General features: G+C 41.7%; 21 protein-coding genes, 1 tRNA gene and 1 pseudogene. 1 reads left to right on the forward strand and 22 read right to left on the reverse strand.

Going from position 1 to position 19,983, the window contains the following annotated elements:
- Positions 1 to 144: 144 nt before the first annotated feature.
- From NQ508_RS12075 to murB, 13 genes are all read right to left on the reverse strand, one after another.
- Positions 145 to 2,256 (reverse strand): glutamine synthetase III family protein, encoded by a 2,112-nt coding sequence (locus NQ508_RS12075; protein WP_006428189.1) that lies wholly within the window; start codon positions 2,254 to 2,256, stop codon positions 145 to 147.
- A 196-nt stretch (positions 2,257 to 2,452) separates the two neighbouring features.
- Positions 2,453 to 3,319 (reverse strand): class II fructose-1,6-bisphosphate aldolase, encoded by an 867-nt coding sequence (gene fba / locus NQ508_RS12080; protein WP_006428188.1) that lies wholly within the window; start codon positions 3,317 to 3,319, stop codon positions 2,453 to 2,455.
- 86 nt (positions 3,320 to 3,405) lie between these two features.
- On the reverse strand, positions 3,406 to 4,215 hold the full coding sequence (locus tag NQ508_RS12085) for an energy-coupling factor transporter transmembrane component T family protein (protein WP_022415727.1): 810 nt from the start codon (positions 4,213 to 4,215) through the stop codon (positions 3,406 to 3,408).
- Entirely contained in the window at positions 4,212 to 5,069 is an 858-nt protein-coding gene (locus tag NQ508_RS12090; protein WP_006428186.1) for an energy-coupling factor transporter ATPase, read from the reverse strand. Before NQ508_RS12090 ends, NQ508_RS12085 begins: the two co-directional genes overlap by 4 nt.
- Entirely contained in the window at positions 5,056 to 5,934 is an 879-nt protein-coding gene (locus NQ508_RS12095; RefSeq protein WP_006428185.1) for an energy-coupling factor transporter ATPase, read from the reverse strand. Before NQ508_RS12095 ends, NQ508_RS12090 begins: the two co-directional genes overlap by 14 nt.
- A gap of 7 nt (positions 5,935 to 5,941) precedes the next feature.
- On the reverse strand, positions 5,942 to 6,502 hold the full coding sequence (locus NQ508_RS12100) for a CD3073 family putative ECF transporter S component (protein WP_006428184.1): 561 nt from the start codon (positions 6,500 to 6,502) through the stop codon (positions 5,942 to 5,944).
- A gap of 27 nt (positions 6,503 to 6,529) precedes the next feature.
- The gene (locus tag NQ508_RS12105; protein WP_006428183.1) at positions 6,530 to 7,069 is read right to left on the reverse strand and encodes a CD3072 family TudS-related putative desulfidase; all 540 of its coding nucleotides are present in this window, start codon (positions 7,067 to 7,069) and stop codon (positions 6,530 to 6,532) included.
- Between the two features lie 240 nt (positions 7,070 to 7,309).
- Positions 7,310 to 7,381, reverse strand: a tRNA-Glu gene (locus tag NQ508_RS12110).
- Positions 7,382 to 7,483: 102 nt separating this feature from the next.
- The gene (locus tag NQ508_RS12115; protein ID WP_044920328.1) at positions 7,484 to 8,395 is read right to left on the reverse strand and encodes a diacylglycerol/lipid kinase family protein; all 912 of its coding nucleotides are present in this window, start codon (positions 8,393 to 8,395) and stop codon (positions 7,484 to 7,486) included.
- A gap of 104 nt (positions 8,396 to 8,499) precedes the next feature.
- Positions 8,500 to 8,757, reverse strand: a complete 258-nt coding sequence (locus NQ508_RS12120; protein ID WP_006428180.1) for an HPr family phosphocarrier protein — start codon at positions 8,755 to 8,757, stop codon at positions 8,500 to 8,502.
- Positions 8,750 to 9,655, reverse strand: coding sequence for a DNA-binding protein WhiA (gene whiA, locus NQ508_RS12125; protein ID WP_006428179.1), 906 nt, complete (start codon positions 9,653 to 9,655; stop codon positions 8,750 to 8,752). The genes NQ508_RS12120 and whiA overlap by 8 nt, the downstream gene beginning before the upstream one ends.
- 8 nt (positions 9,656 to 9,663) lie before the next feature.
- The gene (gene rapZ, locus NQ508_RS12130; RefSeq protein WP_006428178.1) at positions 9,664 to 10,545 is read right to left on the reverse strand and encodes an RNase adapter RapZ; all 882 of its coding nucleotides are present in this window, start codon (positions 10,543 to 10,545) and stop codon (positions 9,664 to 9,666) included.
- 1 nt (position 10,546) lies between these two features.
- Positions 10,547 to 11,458: a UDP-N-acetylmuramate dehydrogenase gene (gene murB, locus NQ508_RS12135; RefSeq protein ID WP_044920325.1), complete on the reverse strand. Its 912-nt coding sequence runs from the start codon at positions 11,456 to 11,458 to the stop codon at positions 10,547 to 10,549.
- Between the two features lie 208 nt (positions 11,459 to 11,666).
- On the opposite strand from murB, the gene NQ508_RS12140 reads away from it, so the two are divergent.
- Positions 11,667 to 12,950 (forward strand): HlyC/CorC family transporter, encoded by a 1,284-nt coding sequence (locus NQ508_RS12140; RefSeq protein ID WP_044920323.1) that lies wholly within the window; start codon positions 11,667 to 11,669, stop codon positions 12,948 to 12,950.
- Between the two features lie 24 nt (positions 12,951 to 12,974).
- On the opposite strand, the gene NQ508_RS12145 is transcribed toward NQ508_RS12140, so the two are convergent.
- From NQ508_RS12145 to NQ508_RS12185, 9 genes and pseudogenes are all read right to left on the reverse strand, one after another.
- Positions 12,975 to 13,676: a sigma-70 domain-containing protein gene (locus NQ508_RS12145; protein ID WP_022415718.1), complete on the reverse strand. Its 702-nt coding sequence runs from the start codon at positions 13,674 to 13,676 to the stop codon at positions 12,975 to 12,977.
- A 202-nt stretch (positions 13,677 to 13,878) separates the two neighbouring features.
- Positions 13,879 to 14,136, reverse strand: coding sequence for a hypothetical protein (locus tag NQ508_RS12150; protein WP_006428174.1), 258 nt, complete (start codon positions 14,134 to 14,136; stop codon positions 13,879 to 13,881).
- 115 nt (positions 14,137 to 14,251) lie between these two features.
- Positions 14,252 to 15,025 carry an N-acetylmuramoyl-L-alanine amidase gene (locus NQ508_RS12155; protein WP_006428173.1) on the reverse strand — a complete coding sequence of 258 codons (774 nt, stop codon included), beginning with the start codon at positions 15,023 to 15,025 and terminating at the stop codon, positions 14,252 to 14,254.
- Between the two features lie 112 nt (positions 15,026 to 15,137).
- Positions 15,138 to 15,251: pseudogene (locus NQ508_RS14290) on the reverse strand (FAD-linked oxidase C-terminal domain-containing protein); the annotation flags it as partial.
- Between the two features lie 30 nt (positions 15,252 to 15,281).
- Complete coding sequence (locus tag NQ508_RS12165) at positions 15,282 to 15,983, reverse strand: FadR/GntR family transcriptional regulator (protein WP_006428172.1); 702 nt, start codon at positions 15,981 to 15,983, stop codon at positions 15,282 to 15,284.
- A 14-nt stretch (positions 15,984 to 15,997) separates the two neighbouring features.
- Positions 15,998 to 16,759: a DeoR/GlpR family DNA-binding transcription regulator gene (locus tag NQ508_RS12170; protein WP_006428171.1), complete on the reverse strand. Its 762-nt coding sequence runs from the start codon at positions 16,757 to 16,759 to the stop codon at positions 15,998 to 16,000.
- Positions 16,760 to 16,853: 94 nt separating this feature from the next.
- On the reverse strand, positions 16,854 to 17,390 hold the full coding sequence (locus NQ508_RS12175; protein WP_006428170.1) for a YcxB family protein: 537 nt from the start codon (positions 17,388 to 17,390) through the stop codon (positions 16,854 to 16,856).
- A gap of 117 nt (positions 17,391 to 17,507) precedes the next feature.
- Positions 17,508 to 18,542, reverse strand: a complete 1,035-nt coding sequence (locus NQ508_RS12180; protein WP_006428169.1) for a 2-keto-3-deoxygluconate permease — start codon at positions 18,540 to 18,542, stop codon at positions 17,508 to 17,510.
- Between the two features lie 64 nt (positions 18,543 to 18,606).
- The gene (locus tag NQ508_RS12185) at positions 18,607 to 19,947 is read right to left on the reverse strand and encodes a four-carbon acid sugar kinase family protein (RefSeq protein WP_006428168.1); all 1,341 of its coding nucleotides are present in this window, start codon (positions 19,945 to 19,947) and stop codon (positions 18,607 to 18,609) included.
- Positions 19,948 to 19,983 lie beyond the last annotated feature (36 nt).

Raw genomic sequence — 19,983 nt, forward strand, 5'->3', positions numbered from 1 at the left:
CAGGATTTTACATACTTTGGTATAAAAAACCCTGAACTTAGAATAGCACAATCATGTGTCCATTCCAAGTCCAGGGTTCTTAAATTTTTCTAATGTATTTCTAAAATAATTTCTTCGTCTAACGAATGACCTGCTCTTTTTTGTTTATACTTCAAATATCAGATCTCCGTAAGAAGGCATCGGCCATGCTTCTTTATCAACAATCATTTCCAGTTTATCAACCGGTGCACGGAGTGCTTCCATAGCAGGTACTACATCGGAGTGATAGAATCTTGCCTGATCTTCTCCCTCTTCCATAGCTGCTGCCTGATCTGTTACAACCTTCAGTGCTTCCAACGCTTTCTTAGACTCTGCTAATAATCCGGATACTTCTGTCAGAAGTTCTGCCTGAACAGATGCATCTGCGCCGGCTTCTTTTACTGCAACTACTGTATCTGCAAGTTCTTTCGTATATTTAATAATTGCAGGAATAATCTGTTTGCTTGCCATATCGATCATAGTACGTGCTTCAATATTGATTGCCTTTGCATAGCTTTCAAATTTGATCTCTGCACGGGATTCCAGCTCAGCTTTTGTAAATACTTTGAATTTTTCAAACATATTGATAGCCTTGTCTGTAGTCAGGGCAGGTATTGCTTCTACCATAGATCTGATATTTGGAAGTCCACGTCTTTCAGCTTCCTCTACCCATGCATCTGAGTATCCATTACCGTCGAATACCACTCTCTGATGCTCTGTCGCATATTTCTTGATCAGGTCATGAACTGCTTCATCAAAGTTATCTGCTTTTTCAAGGACATCACAAGCCTCTGAGAATGCTTCTGCAACGATTGTATTCAGTACTACGTTTGGTCCTGCGATTGAATCACGGGAACCTACCATACGGAATTCGAATTTGTTACCTGTGAATGCAAATGGTGATGTTCTGTTACGGTCTGTTGCATCTTTTGCAAGATCCGGAAGTGTGTCAACTCCTGTCTGAAGTTTTCCACCTTTCAGACTGTGTGTAGCTTCTCCTGTACTGATCAGCTGTTCCAGCACATCTTCTAACTGTTCTCCAAGGAATACAGAAATGATTGCCGGTGGTGCCTCATTGGCTCCAAGTCTGTGATCATTTCCCGGGTCTGCAGCAGATTCACGAAGAAGATCTGCATGTGTATCTACAGCTTTCAGGATACATGTAAGTACCAGTAAGAACTGAATATTTTCATGAGGAGTTTTTCCTGGCTCTAACAGATTCTTTCCGTCGTCTGTTGTAAGAGACCAGTTATCATGTTTACCAGAACCATTGACTCCTGCAAATGGTTTCTCATGAAGTAAGCACTTCATACCATGCTGGCATGCAACTCTCTTCAGAGTCTGCATTACGATATGGTTATGATCCAGTGCTACGTTACACTCTGCATAGATTGGTGCAAGTTCATGCTGAGCAGGTGCAACTTCGTTGTGCTGTGTCTTAGATGTTACACCAACTTTCCAGAGTTCTTCGTTAACATCTTTCATGAATCCTGCGATTCTCTGGCGGATGGTTCCGAAGTAGTGGTCATCTAATTCCTGTCCTTTTGGAGGCATTGCTCCGAACAGTGTACGTCCTGTATAGATCAAGTCTTTTCTCTGTAAGAATTTATCTGCATCTACAAGAAAATATTCCTGCTCTGGTCCTACAGAAGGAGTTACTTTCTTAGATGTTGTATTTCCAAACAATCTTAACAGTCTCAGCGACTGCTCATTGATTGCCTGCATAGAACGAAGAAGTGGAGTTTTCTGATCAAGTGCCTCTCCTTTGTATGAACAGAATGCTGTCGGGATACAAAGTGTTGCGCCTGCTGCATCATGTCTTACGAATGCTGGTGATGTACAATCCCATGCTGTATATCCTCTTGCTTCGAATGTTGCACGAAGTCCGCCTGATGGGAATGAAGATGCATCCGGCTCACCTTTGATCAGTTCTTTTCCTGAAAAGCTCATCAGTACTTTTCCATTTGGAAGTGGTGCTGAAATAAATGAATCATGCTTTTCAGCAGTTACACCTGTCAGAGGCTGAAACCAGTGAGTATAATGTGTAGCCCCTTTCTCAATTGCCCATTCTTTCATCTCATGTGCAATTACATCTGCTGTAGCAAGGTCTAATTCCTTACCTTCTTCAATTGTTTTCTTCAGATCCTTATAGACTTTCTTTGGAAGACGTTCCTGCATTACAGTATCATTGAATACGTCTTCGCCAAATATCTTGGCTACATTAATTGCTTCACTCATGTCTCCTCGTTTCCTTTCTCATTGTTATTTATAGTATAAGTTTCACACTATGGTATACATAAAATCTGTTGTATGTACTTTCTGTGCATACCATGATATGAAAAAAGGCACTCCAACTTCCGTTGGAACGCCTTTGTTCTTCCTATGCCAGTTAGTATAACTCAACCAGTCAAAAAAGGCAAGTGAAAATTTTTAATTATTCAGCTTTTCCTACTGAACCAAATAATTCCATCTTCTCTTTAACTGTTGCCTGGATAGCTTCAGCACCTGGTTTCAGGAGTTTACGAGGATCGTATCCTTTTCCTTCCAGATCTTTTCCTGCTTCAATATATTTACGTGTAGCATCAGCGAATGACAGCTGGCACTCTGTATTAACATTAATCTTAGCAACTCCGAGACTGATTGCTTTCTTAATCATATCGTCCGGAATTCCTGTACCACCGTGAAGAACTAATGGCATTTTTCCTGTCAGCTGCTGAACAGCATCCAGAGTCTCAAAGCTTAATCCTTCCCAGTTAGCCGGGTATTTTCCATGAATATTACCGATACCAGCTGCAAGCATGTCAACACCGAGATCAGCAATCATCTTACACTCGTTAGGATCAGCACATTCACCTCTACCGATAACTCCGTCTTCTTCTCCACCGATAGATCCTACTTCGGCTTCGATAGACATTCCTTTTTCTCTGCAGATAGCGATAAGTTCTCTTGTCTTCTCTACGTTCTCTTCAATTGGATATTTAGATCCGTCGAACATGATTGAAGAAAATCCTGCATCAATACATTTTTTACATCCTTCGTATGTTCCGTGGTCAAGGTGTAATGCTACAGGAACTGTGATGTTAAGTTCTTCCATCATAGCTTTAACCATAGCTGCTACAGTCTTGAATCCTGTCATGTATTTTCCAGCCCCCTCAGATACACCTAAGATAACTGGTGACTTTAACTCTTCTGCTGTAAGGAGAATAGATTTTGTCCACTCTAAGTTGTTGATGTTAAACTGTCCTACTGCGTAATGACCTTCTACTGCCTTATCGAGCATTTCTTTTGCTGATACTAACATATGTTATTCCTCCAATTCTTGATGCCATAAGTATTACTACTTTCACTATGACAAATTTGTTTCACTTGCATTATATATCATAACTTCTAAAAAAACAAGAAACTTATCCGGCCAATTATGAAAACGGCAAGATATATCAAGATAACAATGTATCCTGCCCTGTCTTCTTTTTTATATGTCAACGGATACATTCTTGAAGTTTCTGTGCTTCCGGTATATCCCCGCGCTTCCATCGCCATAGCCAGATCCGATGATCTCCTGACCGTCATCAGAAACAGCGGAAACAATAACGTCATAACCCCTTTACATTTTTCGACAACATTTCCCTCTTCAAACCTTGCACCTCTTGCCGCCTGTGCATCCATCAACACATTTAACTCTTCCAGCATAATCGGGATAAAACGAAATGCTATCATCACGATCACTGCCATCTCATGTACCGGGACTCCAATCTTCCCCAATCCCGAAAAAGCCTTCTCCAGACCATCTGCCAGTTCTTTCGGCGTTGAAGTGTAAGAAAGCAGAGACGCACCTGTGATCATCAAAGCTATCCTTGCTGTCATCTGCACTGCTTTCCATATTCCCTGTTTTGTTATGGTAAATATCCAAACAGATGCGACCGCATCTCCCGGTGTATACAGCATACGGAACAGAAAAGTAAAGCAAAGCAGAACAAGAATTCCTCTTAATCCTTTTAACAAATATCCCACTGGAACTCTTGCAAGCCTATAAAGAACCAGCATTACAATCAGACATCCGAGATACCACCAGACATTTTTTACAAGAAATAAAGAAATAATATAAACCAGAACTCCCATCAGTTTTGTTCTCGGATCCATCCGGTGAATCACAGATTCCGAATCATAATATCTTCCAATCGTAATATCCCGAATCATCTTTCCTTCTCTCCTTTAAATATTCTCACCAGCATCTCTTCAGCATCCGCTATATTGATTGCCGGCCTCGACAAAGGCAGACCTTCCTGTATCAGCGAATATGTCAAATGCGTAATCTGCGGGATTCCTATATGCATTTCTTCTAACTCTTCCACTCTTCCATATACTTCTTCCGGAGTGCCATCCATTGCGATCTTTCCTTCATGCATCACCCATACCCGATTAGCAAATTGAGCTACATCTTCCATATGGTGCGAAACCAATACAATTGCATTATTTCGTTCTTTCCTTATCCTGCACAACAACTCGAATATTTCATTTTTTGTTTCAGGATCAAGTCCTGCTGCCGGTTCGTCTAACACCAATATCTCCGGCTGCATCGCCAGTACTCCCGCAATCGCAACGCATCGTTTCTGACCTCCCGAAAGTTCCATCGGACTCAAATGATAATACTCTTTTGAGATTCCGACAAGCTCCAGACTTTCTACTGCAGACTTTTCAGCCTCTTCTTCACTCATTCCAAGATTCAGCGGCCCATACATAACATCTTTCAGAATCGTCCTGCCAAATAATTGCTGCTCCGGATACTGAAATACAAGACCAACTTCTTTTCTTAATTTTGAAATCGGATATTTTTTACTATATATATTTTCCCCATTGAAAAAGATCTCTCCCGATTCCGCCTTCAGCAGACCATTCAGATGCTTGATCAATGTTGTCTTTCCCGACCCGGATGTACCAATCAGTCCTATAAAATCATGTTCTCTAATCTCAAATGAGACATCTTTCAAAACATCTATCTTCCCTTTTGCCGAATCTGAATAAGAAAATGTGATATGTTTACCTTGCAGCATCCTTTTTGCCTCCACATTTACTTCTGTATAATTTCACGATTTTTTCGATCATTTCCTGTTCCTGTAAAACCGGACCCTCTAATCCAATTTGCTGTTTTTCTAATCTCATTCCCAACTCTACAACCGGCGGAATATCCATTTTTGCCTTTTTTAACAATTCGTAATCCGCAAATATTTTCTTCGGAATGTCATCCCCGATGATTTTCCCATCCTTCATCAATACAATACGGTCTGCATCTACTACTTCATCCGTGTGATGCGTAATCAGAATAATCGTCATTTCTTCTTTTCGATTCAATTCTTTCACGATATTTATTACTTCTTTTCTTGAATCCGGATCAAGCATAGCTGTCGGTTCATCTAACACCAGACATGCCGGAAGTCCTGCCAGCGCATCGGCCGTTGCCAGTCTCTGTTTTTGTCCGCCGGATAATCTGGAAGGTGACGCCTTTCTCCGATCCCACAGCTTCACTTTTCGCAAAACAGTTTCTACAATTTTTCTTATTTTTTCCGGTTCTATATTTTTGTTTTCCGGACCAAATGCAACATCTTCTTCTACACTCGTCCCAATGATCTGGTTATCCGGATTCTGAAATACCATGCCAACCTGACTTCTGATTTCCCAGAGCCTTTCTTTTGCATGTGTATCTTTCCCGTCAATCCATACCGTTCCTTCATTCGGAAGCAGCAGTACATTTAAATGTTTTGCCAATGTAGACTTTCCGGAACCATTCGGTCCTAAAATTGCCACAAACTGACCAGACGGAATATCTAATGATATTCCGTCCAATACTGTCTTCTCACTTTTTGTATTTTCATCTTTCCATATCGTATACTTATGTACCAGATTTTCAATCTTTATCATATGAGATTTATGCCTCTTTCTTAAAATTATCCATGAATCTCATCGGCATTGCCTTAATGAGCAGGCATCCAATAATACATGTTCCGATCTTATCGATTAAGTTTGATGCAACATTTCTAAGGAATGAAGCCTGGAAAATTGTTTTTCCGCCCTGTACCAGTGACATTACCAGCATATCAGATACAGATCCATTCAGTCCACCATATACATAGATTCCGATTGGTGTTCCAATTGCCGGGCAGATAAAGCTAAGCGCAATACCTGTAATCACTGCTGGTACGATTCCAAATTTCCATTTTTTTGCCACAAGACCTACGATCAGACCGACTGCCATATTTACCAGACAGAATGGGATATCTGACACACTGTAGATCAGCCCCGTAATAATATTGCTCAATGCTCCTACAATGATTCCCGGTACCGGACCAAGAATTGCTGCGGAAAGCACAGTTCCCAGTGTATCCAGATATAACGGGATTCCCAGTGCCGATGTGATAATTCCAAGCACGATGTTCATTGCTACTGCAACACCGCAAAAAGTTGTTACATAGACTTTTCTGTTTTTCATTTTGTTCTCCTCTTTTCTCTCTAACCTTTAGTTGTTCAGCAGTTGCACTGCTTCTTTCATCGTCACAATAGGAATTTTCATATTTCTTTTTTGAAGTTCTTTTTCCAGTACTTCCATATACACACCCGGATTTTCTGTCATTTTCAGAGATTTCTGAATGTCCTGTATTCTTTTTTCATCCGTACCAATCTCACCTTTCCATTCTCCTTCACAGGTCAGATGATATCCACAGTTCGGACTGCCCTCTACAGAAACAATCCCCAGAACATGGAATTTTTCCACATGTTGTGCGTATTCCTGCAACTGAAGCAGAACCGGTTCAAGAATTTTACGGCATTGTTCCATGTAAAATGGATGTTGAAACTGGTTCTTCACATGTCCCCATCTTTGAGATCCATACATAATAAATTCCGGACAAGGCAATTGAAGCAGCTGTACATCTTTTTTCAAAATAAGCTGCATCAGTTCTTCACGGATTTTATATTCTTCAGCCAGCTCAGCTTCATCCTGTTCTACTTTTGCCGCATTATTCAAAATACAATGAGATACTATCAAAAGATTTTTCATAATTCCTATTCCTTTCTGACTGCTTCAATAGTAGCATTTATTGTCTGTTTGTTGAAATTGTTTTTCTTTATATAAAGGGTATATTATAGATTTCATCTATAATATTAATAAATAAATTTTATTAGATTTGCTTCGAGTATTTTAGTGATATACCGAGAACTTATCCTCAGCCTTTTCTCTTACATACTTAGATTAAAAAGAAAAAAAAGATCTACAGAACATTCTGCAGATCTTCATCAGTGACTCCGAGGGGAATCGAACCCCTGATTCCAGCGTGAGAGGCTAGCGTCTTGACCGCTTGACCACGGAGCCATTTGTTTGGTACTTGCCTAGTATAGCAAGGATTTTGCAAAAAGGCAAGTACTTTTTTTAATTTTTTTAAATTTTTTGGATTTTTCTACAATTCATGGATTTTTAGTCTTCTTCATGCGTTCCCGGAACCATGATCTGAAGCTCTTTATTCAAGTTCTCAATCACAACCTCATCATGTTCACCGCCGAATTCCCCATCCAGTGTCCACGGAATCTCCTCAATCGATTCAAACATGATCCGTCCGCTCTTGAACGTATACATATATTTGGAATCCATCTGCTGAATCATCAGTGCAGCAATAATCTCCTGTAATTCGATCGGATTCTTTGGTGTCTTGATCAACGTTACTTCAAACACGCCATCATCAAACCCCACCTGTTTTCCGACCAGATTACGGAATCCGCCGACTGATCTGGAATTCGTAACCATACCATATACGAATTCATCTTCGATCACTTCATCATCATGTGTTACTTTCACTTTGTAAGAAGGAATGTTGAACAGACGCTTCGCCCCTTCCAGAACATACGCCAAATGTCCCAATACATTTTTCATTGACTGTTTGGTCTGGTACGATACATCCGTAAAAAGTCCAAATGCCGCAATATACACAAAAATATCATCATTAAATCTTCCTGCGTCGCAGGAAAATACCTCTCCATTCACAGCATTATCTGCCGCTTCCAGCAAACCTCTCGGGATGTGAAGACTGCTTGCAAAGTCATTCGTTGTTCCGGTCGGGATATAGCCGATCGGATCCCTCTTATCCCTGTCTCGCTTCATCATACCGGTCACAACTTCATCAAGCGTTCCGTCTCCTCCGCTGCACACGACCAGATCATATTCGTTTGAGTCATATTTTTTAATCTTTTTATAGGCATCACGGTATGCCTGCGTCGGATATGCTACAACCTCATATCCCGCTTTCACAAAGATATCAATAACATCTGCAAGTTTCGGTTTTAAAAGTTCTTTTCCTGCATGTGGATTATAGATAAAAAGCAAACGCTTCATAAACATTCCTCCTCCTTATCTTTCTTAATAACGAAGAGGCTATTGCAACTTCCATCACAACGGCCCCTTTATTTTACATATCGTTTCTATATTATTCTCCCGTATTACTTCTGTGCTCCAAGAAATGTTGCCACACCACTTACGGCTGCATCTTCATCCTGGCCATCTGCTATGATCGTAACATCCTCACCTTTCTGAAGTTTCAGGCTCATCATCCCCATAATACTTTTTGCGTTAATCTTTTTGCTTCCCATCAGAATGTATACCTGGCTCGCGTACTGGCTTGCTTCCTGTACAAGATGAGCCACCGGACGGTCTTCCATGTCCATATTGTTTTGAATGGTAACAGGCTTTCTAATCATAACGACTTGCTCCTCCTTGCTGTTCCCTTAACCCTTGTGCTATTTCACTTAACTTCCTGAGTCGATGATTAACCCCTGATTTACCAAGCGGGCTTGCCATCAGTTGACCCAGTTCTTTCAAAGCTGCTTCCGGATACGCCAGACGCGTAAGGGCAACGTCTCTTAATCCCTCCGGCAACTTATCAAAACCGATCTGATCTCTGATATATGTAATATCCTCCATCTGCCTTACTGCAGCAGATACGGTTTTATTAATATTAGCCGTCTCACAATTTACTTTACGGTTCACTGAATTGCGCATCTCTTTCACAATACGTACATTCTCCAGTTCCATCAGAGCCACATGTGCTTCCATCACATTCAGCATATCTACAATCTGTGACCCTTCTTTCAGATATACCACATATGTTCTTTTACGCTGAACGATCTTGGCATCCACGCCAAAACTGTTCATCATCTCTTTCAGATGTTCTGCCTGATTCTCATCATTGCAGACAATTTCAAAATGATAGGACTTACTTGGATCACTCATAGACCCCGATGCAATAAATGCCCCTCTTATATATGCCCTTTTACAGCAGACTGCCTGCACGATCGTGTCACGTATCGCCAGCAATTCTTCACCTTTTGCGTAAATATAATAGCTGTAGTTATCCTTTCCCGTATTTCTGCGGACTACGACATCAGTTTTTATATTAAACGTTTTTACCAATAATGTAAAGCATTTTCTCGCAACTCCAAGATTTTCCGTATGCACCTTAAGGCAGCATACACCTCCGTGTCCCACCTTAAATTCTCCCGCCATGTGAACAATTGCCGATAATTCCGCAATATCACAATGTCTCGCACGGGCATAATGCTCTAACAATTCTTCTTTAACTTTTCCAGAAAATGACATCTGATCTTCTACCTCGCTTTGGTAATAGCATCCTTTCCTATATCTCGGTGTTCTATCCGGATACCATAATTATCATTCTTCTGAAGCGCCTCGTACAGCTCATTCGCGAGCGTAACCGAGCGGTGTTTTCCTCCCGTACATCCGATGCCGATCACAAGCTGTGTCTTTCCTTCCTGTACATAATTAGGAATCAGAAATTCTATCATATCCGTCAATTTTGCAAGGAACTCCCTTGCTTTGTCATTATTCATAACATATTCTCTGACTTCTCTGTCATTACCACTCTTTGGACGAAGTTCATCTATGTAATAAGGATTAGGAAGAAATCTTACATCAAATACCAGATCTGCATCTGCCGGGATTCCATATTTGAACCCAAACGACAGCACAGATATATACAGATTCTTATATTCCTTATTTTCCACAAAAATCTTCGACAGCTCTGCACGCAGTTCTCTGGTCAGCATATGACTGCTGTCAATCAGATAATCTGCCCGTTCTCTTAAGAACTTCAGGCGTTTTCTCTCTTCCCTGATTCCTTCTTCCACCCTGCCGCCTTTTCCGGACAACGGATGAAAACGTCTCGTTTCTTTATATCTTTTGATCAGAACATCATCACGGGATTCCAGATAAAGGATCTCAAATCTGGTTCCTGACTGGTCCAGATCTTTTAAAATCTTTTCAAGTTCAGAAAAATTCTGTCCGCTTCGAATGTCAACTCCAAGTGCCGCTTTATTAATCTCTGTGCCCGGAACACTTAACAGCTCCGCCATCTTCGGTATCAACGGCACCGGCAGATTATCTACACAGAAATATCCCATATCTTCCAGCATCTTAAGTGCTGTACTTTTTCCAGCTCCGGACATTCCGGTAACAATCACACATCTCATCTTAGAATTCTCCCAGTCTCTTTACTTCCGGCTGAAGCCGTACTCCAAACTCTTCATATACCTTATCAGACACCTGGTTCATCAGATTCATCACATCTGATGCTGTAGCCTGATCTTTATTGATCACAAATCCACAATGCTTTTCAGACACCTGTGCTCCTCCTACCTGGAAACCACGAAGCCCTGCATCCTGGATCAGTTTTCCTGCAAAATACCCTTCCGGACGCTTGAATGTACTTCCTGCACTTGGATACTCCAGTGGCTGCTTTGTCACACGTCTTTCCTTCAGATCATCCATCACTGCCTGGATCTTTTCTTTCTCGCCTTTTTGAAGTTCGAGCACTGCCTCTAATACGATATATCCTTTTTTCGCGATCACACTGGTACGGTATCCCAGTTCCAGTTCTTCTTTGGCAAGCGTCTTCACTTCTCCTTTACCTGTCAGTACTGTTACAGACTTAAGGACGTCTTTCATCTCTCCACCGTATGCTCCTGCATTCATTACACAGGCTCCGCCGAGCGTTCCTGGAATTCCTGCCGCGAATTCAAATCCGGTAAGTTCTGCATCCAACGCTCTCTTTGCGATCATCGAAAGCAGCGCACCAGCCTGTGCATGGATCTGTGCACCTTCCACTTTTACCTGATTCATCTGCTTATAGATCTGGATAATCACGCCCTCATATCCTTTATCCGATACCAGAAGATTGCTTCCATTTCCCACTATATAATAAGGAACTTTTTCCTGTGTACATGCTTCTATCACCTTCGCAACTTCTTCTGCTGTCTGCGGTGTCACAAAATAATCTGCCGGACCTCCCACACGAAATGTCGTGTGACTTTTCATCGGTTCGTCTTTTTTTACCTGTTCCTCTTTTAAAATACTTAATAATTTCTTTCCTAATTCCTGATTCATTCTCATCTCCACCCTTTTCATCAGCAGGTTGCTTTTTTCCAACCATTATTATATCATACAGAATTTTCAGTCCAAAAAATTCCCACCCTCAAACAATAACTACATCTTACACTAAACGTATCGCAAATTCAACGTACACTTGCAAATTTGGCGTAAATGCTGTATATTAATGCCAAGTATTTATTTTTTAAAGGAGTGGATTTTACAATTGGACACGAGTGTCGCGATACAGCTCATTATTCTATTGATTTTACTGATACTTTCAGGATTTTTTTCATCTGCGGAGACAGCTCTTACGACGGTCAACCGGATGCGTATCCGTGGTCTTGCCGACGAGGGAAATAAAAAAGCGAAGACCGTCATGCACATCACAGATGACACCAGTAAAATGTTAAGTGCGATCCTGATCGGTAATAATGTGGTGAATCTTTCCGCCGCTTCCCTTACCACAACCCTTGCTTACAACCTTGGCGGTTCTATGGTAGCAGTGGCAAGTGCTGTTTTATCTGTACTTATTATTATCTTTGGGGAGATCACACCAAAGACGATGGCTACACTGCATGCAGAGAAGATGTCTCTTCGTTATGCTCCGGTCATCAATCTGTACATCAAGGTCATGACACCATTTGTATTTATTATCAACAAGCTTTCTGATATCATTCTGCGTGTCCTCCACATTGATCCAAATGCGAAGAATAACCAGATGACAGAATCTGAGCTTCGTACGATCGTGGACGTCAGCCATGAAAGCGGTGTCATCGAATCCGATGAAAAAGAGATGATCTATAACGTGTTCGATCTCGGCGACGCAAAAGCGAAAGATGTCATGGTACCGAGAGTCCATGTTACATTCGCCGATGTAAATGCTACTTACGAAGAATTGATCGACATTTTCCGCGAGGACAAATTCACACGTCTTCCGATTTTTGAAGATACAACAGACAACGTTATCGGTACGATCAATATGAAAGACCTTCTCTTATATGATAAGGAAAAAGAGTTTCATATCCGCGACTTTATGCGTGAGGCCTATTTCACTTACGAATACAAGAACATTTCCGAATTACTTGTGGAGATGCGTCAGGCTTCTTTTAACATTGCCATCGTTCTGGATGAATACGGTGAGACTTCCGGTCTGATCACACTGGAGGATATTCTGGAAGAGATTGTCGGAGAAATTCATGATGAATATGATGAGAATGAAGAAGACTTCATAAAGCAGATCGGAGAGCGGGAATACATCGTAGAAGGCTCCACGAATCTGGATGACTTAAACGACAGGCTCGATCTTGACCTGACCTCAGAAGAGTATGATTCCGTCGGTGGATTCATTATCGAGCATCTGGACCGTCTTCCTGAGATCGGCGACGGCGTCACCACCGAAGACGGCATCCATCTGGTTGTAGAAAAATTAGATAAAAACAGAATCGAAAGCGTACATTTATATCTGCCGGAACCGAAACCGGAAGATGAAGAAGGAGACGAGGATTAACCCCGTCTCCTTTTTCATATCTCATTATTCTTCGTCTTTTACCTCTTCTCCGGCAAGTTTCAGAATATCTTCGATCTCATCCTCACTGATTCCGAGACGTTCTGCCACTTCGTCTACACTGACTTTCCGTCCGTACTCTTCTTTCATACTCTTAATTGCTTCATCAAGTTCTGTCACTTTTTCAACCATCTTATGATCTCTTCTTTTCACCTCTGTCTGCGACTCCAGGGAAGCCATCATTCCGGCACGCACCTGCTCCAGAATCTCTTCTTCGTCTTTTTCCTTCGGAATCTCTTTCAATGCGACCATCAATGCTATATTTCCCTCCTGGATCATGTCACCGATAAACACTTCCGGATGATGCAATCTGACCGCTTCTTCCACTACTTTCGGCAGATAATAAGCCATACGTACTTCTTCCTGTGTCTCTTCTTTCATATCCCCGAGTCCGCGCAGATATTCTTCCACGTATTTCTGTTCTTCTGCACTTAATGGCTGTTTTTCTTCTTTCTCAGCCTCTTTTACCGTCCCTCCGGTCTGTTTGTATCCGACTACCGCCATCTTCATCGATAACAGATAATCACAGACCAGATTCATCTGTTCCTGCGAAAGTCCGTCTTCTTCAAAGTATTTTTCCACTTCATCTACTGTGATTTTTCCATTCTGTCCTTCTGCCAGCGCCAGAATTCCCGCCAGTTTTTCTTTAAATTCCAATCTATCCGCCATATTGATAATCCTCCGTCTCTCCTGATACTCTTGTTTCTTCATCTTTTCTCAAAGTAATTCCATCATATTATGAAAATACTGCCATGTCAATCTGCTTTCCATTCCTCATCATACAGAAAACCTCTGTACACAAAAAGATCTACCCTACATTTTTCTGTAAAGCAGATCTTTTTATTACATTATAATTATATATTTATTCTTATTATTCCATAGAATGATGTCTGTATAACTCATACAGATACAGGATTCCTCCGATCAATCCCACGATCAGACCGCCATAGATTCCCGCACACATAAGATTCGTCATGTTACCGCCAATCGAGAATCCAAGGAACTTACAAACCAGCATCCCTACTCCCATTGTGATCAGCGTCCAGGCAATGATATTGATCACCAGAAATGCACTGACCGCTCCTTCTATTGTAAATTCTTTATTCAACATATTCCATAAACTTTTCATCTCAAAACGCCTCCCGTTTTCCTTGAATCTTCTCTCTATCTCATTTGCTGATTCAAGTATAAGAAGGCTATGTTAAATAGAATATCTCAGTAATAAAAAATCTATGTTAATTTTTTCATTGTACGATCAATGTCTGATATCCTGCCCGTTTCAGGCGCCGTTCCATCTGTACCGCATCATTCAGGTTGTCAAATTCACCCACATAGACTCTGTGATACGGACCGGACCGGTCAATGTATGCCGGATATTCCTGTTCCAGCAGCTCATTCAGCAGCCGGTTCGCATAGCGCTGATTGCGGAACAGTCCCACCTGCACCCGGTACACCGGAACTTTTTCTTCCTGGATCAGGCCGTTACTTTCCAGTGTATCCAGGATTCCATCCGCGATTGCCTGTGCAATATCCTGGAAATTATCATCAAACAGCTGATTGTCTGTATCCGAATTGATGAATCCGACTTCTACCAGCACCGCCGGCATCTTTGTACGTTTCAAGACTACAAGATTCGGTCTTGCTTTCACCCCCAGATTCACAAACCCTACACCTTCCAGCTGCTCATTGATATTCTGTGCCATTTCATATTTTAACCCGGACAGATCATAGACCAGGCTTTCCACACCTTCCACTTCATTATCTACAGGAAACGAATTCCTGTGAATAGAAACAAAAAGATCAACTCCCGCATTATTTGCTTTCATCGCCTTCTCATAAGGTGTTTCATAGACATCTGTTGTCCGCGTATATTCTACATCCAGTCCTCTGTCCGACAGTATCTCTCCAATTGCCAGCACAAGTTTCAGGTTGTCATCTTTTTCCTGACGTCCTTCATAGACTGCTCCAGGATCTTTTGCACCGCCGTGTCCGGCATCCAACATGATCGAATACGCCATAGTTCCATTCCTTTCCTATTATAGATATGCAAAATAATAGCAGACAGGATATACTCCCATCTGCTATAAAATATGAAATTATATGTCAAAAGTTCTTCTATCTGACAGTAATTTATAACTGTGCAACTTTGTGTGGATTCAAAATATTCTTCGGATCAAACACCCTCTTAATTCCGTTCATCAATTCCAGGTTTTCTGTCGGAAGGGATTCTCTGAGATATGGCTTCTTGGCAAAGCCTCTTTCCTTTTATGCTCCCTATATTTTTCTATTTTCCCGCTCTTCCAGAATCTCATTGATCAGCATAAAATGGCGTTTTAATGCTTCCTGACCTTTCGTTTCATCTTTCTCTTTCAGTGCTTCTATCAATTTTTTATGACATTCATTTAACAATTTTTTCCGTTCTTCCGTGCGCAGAATCGCTGCACGCATATCATGAATAAACGAATCTATAACGCCGGAACACGCTTCCAGAAAATCCAGTACCAGAATATTCCCCGAACTTTGTGCAAGCATAAAATGAAGCTTCTTATCCAGAGCCGCATTCTTTACATCATCGGTACTTTTATCCAGCTCTTTTACCAATGATTCCATTTCTTTTATCTGTTCGTCCGATGCATGTTCTATGGCAAGCGAAAATGCCAGGCATTCCAGTGCCTGACGAATCTGGCTGATCTGCTTATAATCGATCTGATCCATAGCGAACATCATTGTCATGGTCTCCGCAAGGCTCTTCTGGAACTCACATGTAATGTAATTTCCTGATCCCTGCTGTGAAGAGATCACTCCTGTCATATCCATGATACGAATTGCTTCCCGCACCGAATTACGACTCACGTTCAGTCGTTCTGCAATGTCTCTCTCCGGCGGCAATTTTTCTCCCGGACGCAATTCTCCGTCCATGATCTTCTTTTTAAAATAGTCTATGACACCTTTATAGGCTTTCTGCTGTCTTTCCATCCGTACCTCTCCCGTTACGCGATAACCAACGGTATATCCAGTTCTTTTGCCTTCTGGATATCCTCTTTTGATACTCCATCATCTGTAATAATCTTATCCACTTCATTCGTTGGACAGATTACAGACAGATAGCCTCCGCCAAACTTACTGCTGTCTGCCAGTACATATACTTTCTCTGCCGCCTTCATGATCGCCTTTTTCACTTCCATCTGTGGTGTGGCAATCGATGTAAGTCCTACATTGAAATTAATACTGTGCACTCCGATAAACGCTTTATCTACATGAAATTTTGACATATTCTGAATTGCCACATCTCCCATCGTGGCAGCGAGATGCCCGGTTACATATCCGCCGATCATGAACAATTCCACATGTCCGACTCCCGCAAGTTCATTTCCCGCAATCAGAGAATTGGTTACAACTGCGATCCGCTTCTCCGGATGATTCTTAATCTCCTGTGCAAGGTAAAAGCTGGTTGATGCATCATCAATAATGATCGTATCCCTGTCATCCAGAAATTCATATGCTGCCTCTGCAATCTGCTTCTTCTGTGTAACATTCCGGTAGATCGTCTCTGCCGAATACTTCCGTTCCGTCTCTGTCTCGACCTTTACTGCTCCGCCATGGGTACGTTTCAACAACCCTTCTATATCCATCGCTTTGATGTCATTTCTTATCGTTACCTCTGAGCAGCCGAATTCTTTGCTCAGATCTGTAACTTTTACTCTTCCTTTTCTGTCAAGTTCTTTTAATATCTCATTTCTACGTTCTTCCATGGCAGCCTCCCCGCAACTATCCTCTTAATAAATCAGTTTACACTTTTTATATCAATTGTCAAGCATACAGACAGCTCCTTTTTGAGAACATTTGTTATCTCATTCTTACCTTACTCTGTCCTAACTGTGTTGCAATTGTTGTAAAAATCGGTACAAACTGATCTCCGAAATCTTCTTTTGGAAGTATCATCGCACATTCCGGTGCATAATAGATTCCAATTGTCTTTGGCGTAACTACCGCACGTTCGATCTGTTCCCACTCGTATGTCTTACTTTCTCCATTCTGCTCGAGTGTGATTCCTTTTTCGGAAAATGTATATTCTACCGGCGCATTATATTCTCTGTTTACAACAACCTGTTTTTTTGCTCTCATCTTAAGCTGGAACGGTGTGCCGCCAAGGAATATTACCGCTGCCACCAGATAAAGCGCCGCTCCTATGCCACTCACTCTTCCGGTTGTATACGAGAAGATTCCCATAAATGCAACTGCAAGTCCCAGTATATTTACCAGAAATCCGCTGAATTTGGAATATGCGTGGAATAAAAGGAAGTCATACAATGCTTCTTTTGTCATATTCACCATCATCTTATTCTCATTCACTACTTTTGTCTCTTTTTCTACCATACTCATTTAACATTACCTCCTGTTGATTTTTATTTATCTCTTTTTTAGAAAAGTCCTTTTATACTTTGACATATAAAAGGACTGGAAATGTTTGTACTACTCGTACTATATTGCTATTTCAGATTAGTTTGCTTTTACTTTATCGTAAGCCCATCCTTCCGGACTGTAAATACCTTTCTGTCTCTTCTGCATCCATTTATCAAATGCTGCTGTAATGAACGGGCAGAGGAACAGGGTAATGATAGAAGCTGTTGCACACTGTGCTGTTGCCATACTTACCATTCCTTCCATTGAAGGGTCAGCTTCTGCAACTGCAGCAGGTGTCATAGCTGAGTTCAGGGCTGTTGTACCGATGGCTGCACCCATCGCATTTCTTTCCTTCTTTGGAAGAAGAAGGTTGATTACGAAGAAGAAGATAACTGCTGTTGCTGCAGAAATCAGTCCAAGTACGATACCGGAAGCACCTGCTGTCAGGATTGTCTTGATATCTGTCTTCGCACCAATTGAAATGGTCATGAAGAATGTTACGATTGGCTGAGCTGTCTTACAAGCATCACGGAATCCTTTGTCAAGATTTCCCCAGATAAATCCGATAAGCAGTGGAACTAATACTGCGATCAGGGATTTGATCGGGATATTTGCAAGTCCTGTTGCACCAAGAGCGATCAGTGTGAAGAATGGTCCATCATTCAATGACAGGATTGAGATAGCCCCTGTATCTGTAGCATTTCCGAACTGTGAAGAAAGGGAAATGTACAGTGATCCGTTTGAGTTTGTAATTGTTGCAATTAATACAAATGGTGCGATTCCGAGGAATCCTTCTGGTCCGCAGATCTTACCAACAACGAGACCAACAATAACTCCAAGTAAGAACTTGGTACCTGTCATAATTACACCTTTGTAAAGCGGCATACCTACCTGTTTGATGTCGATCATAGATCCACATACGATCAGGAAGAATCCCATCATACATGCATTTCCTTCATAGAAAAGTGCTGTTACATATCCACCAATCTGGAATACCTGTGGTACAAATGTTGCAAATACAACTGCGATTACCAATGGAATGATTACCAGACCTCCCGGGAGGTTTTTCATTTTATTCAGAATGTCTAAATCTTTTCTTGCATTCTGAACCTGTGTTTTTTCTTCGCTCATTTTCTCTCTCCTTTTCTCTTTATGATGCGTTTTTCGTTTATGATCAGGATGGTTCCCCCTGATGCTATCTTGCTGCTTCCTTAAACAGACGCTCTACGATATCGCAGGCTGTATTGTCATTACCTGTAAGTCCGCCCTTTCCTACGACCGGAAGTCCGTCATATTTTCCGACTAATCTTCCGACGTCTGTCTGTGGAATTACGTAGTCCATCACTTCGATGCACTCAACTCCAAGCTGATAGCATACATTTACCATCGTGTCACCACCTGTAGTATACAGACCGGCGATTTTCTCTCTTCCTACCTGTTCCAGTACCTGTGAGATAATAGTTCCAAGTCCGGCATTGATACGGTTCGCACTCATTCCGCCTGCATAGCCACGTTTTTTATCTTCTTCGTCCAGATTTAAAATTTCTCCGTGAAGTGCTGTTTCGAATAGGATCGCTCTTGGCTGCTTGTCACTTTCGATCAGTTCAACTGCTTTGTTCACAGCTTTGAACGCTTCATCTAACGCTTCATCTCCACCATTGATCAGTGGGATTGGTTCTACACTGATTCTGACATGTCTGGAATCTTCACATAATACCTGCATCTGCTTCTTCGTAACCGGTGTTGCACTTCCGGCTGCGATCAGAACAGTCTTTCCTGCTTCACTTGCTGCCGGTGGTACATTCGGCTGTTCTTCCTGAATGAGTCCTCTTCTGTATGCAAGTTTTGAAGTAAACGGTCCCGGATCCACTGCGACTACGTCCCAGTCAAGATCGATACAAGCCTGTGCGATCTGGTCTACATCTTCCAATGTGATCGCATCCACAATAATGACACCTGCGCCATCATTTCTTACTCCGGTAAGAGCTTCTTTGATTCCGTCTTTTCCTTTCAGAACCTGATCTAATGTAACCAGCCCGACCTTTCTTCTGGTCTGGCCTGCAAGAAGTCTTGGTATGTAATTCTCTTTTACCGGTGTACGTACATCCTGCGCAACCGGTGTGTTAATCAGTGCAACTCCGTCGATCACTGAATATCCGCCAACAAGGATTCTTCTGGACTGTGGCATTGCCGGTACGACAACTGCTATCGCATCTTCATTTAACTGATCTAACATTGCGTCGATCTCTACTCCTACGCCGCCACGTAAAGTTGTATCGATACGTTTTGAAAAGTATTTTACGCCCATTGCTTTTAATGCATTGGTAGCTGATTTTACTTTGTCATATGCTTCCTCTTTTGGAAGTGGTCTTGAGTTACTGCTGATCAGGATTGCATCCAGAGATGCTGTCTCTCTTGCTTCCTGTGCTGCTTCCTCATTAAAAAATACTGCTGTTCTTGCTTTCGATCTCGCTAATAATACGCCTGTCGTTGTTGCTCCTGTCAGGTCATCTGCAACTGCTCCTATCAAAGGCATGGCACTTTCCTCTCTTTCTATCCGTTCACATATAAG

It is taken from the genome of Dorea longicatena, from assembly GCF_025150085.1.
Classification (GTDB): Bacteria; Bacillota; Clostridia; order Lachnospirales; family Lachnospiraceae; genus Dorea_A; species Dorea_A longicatena.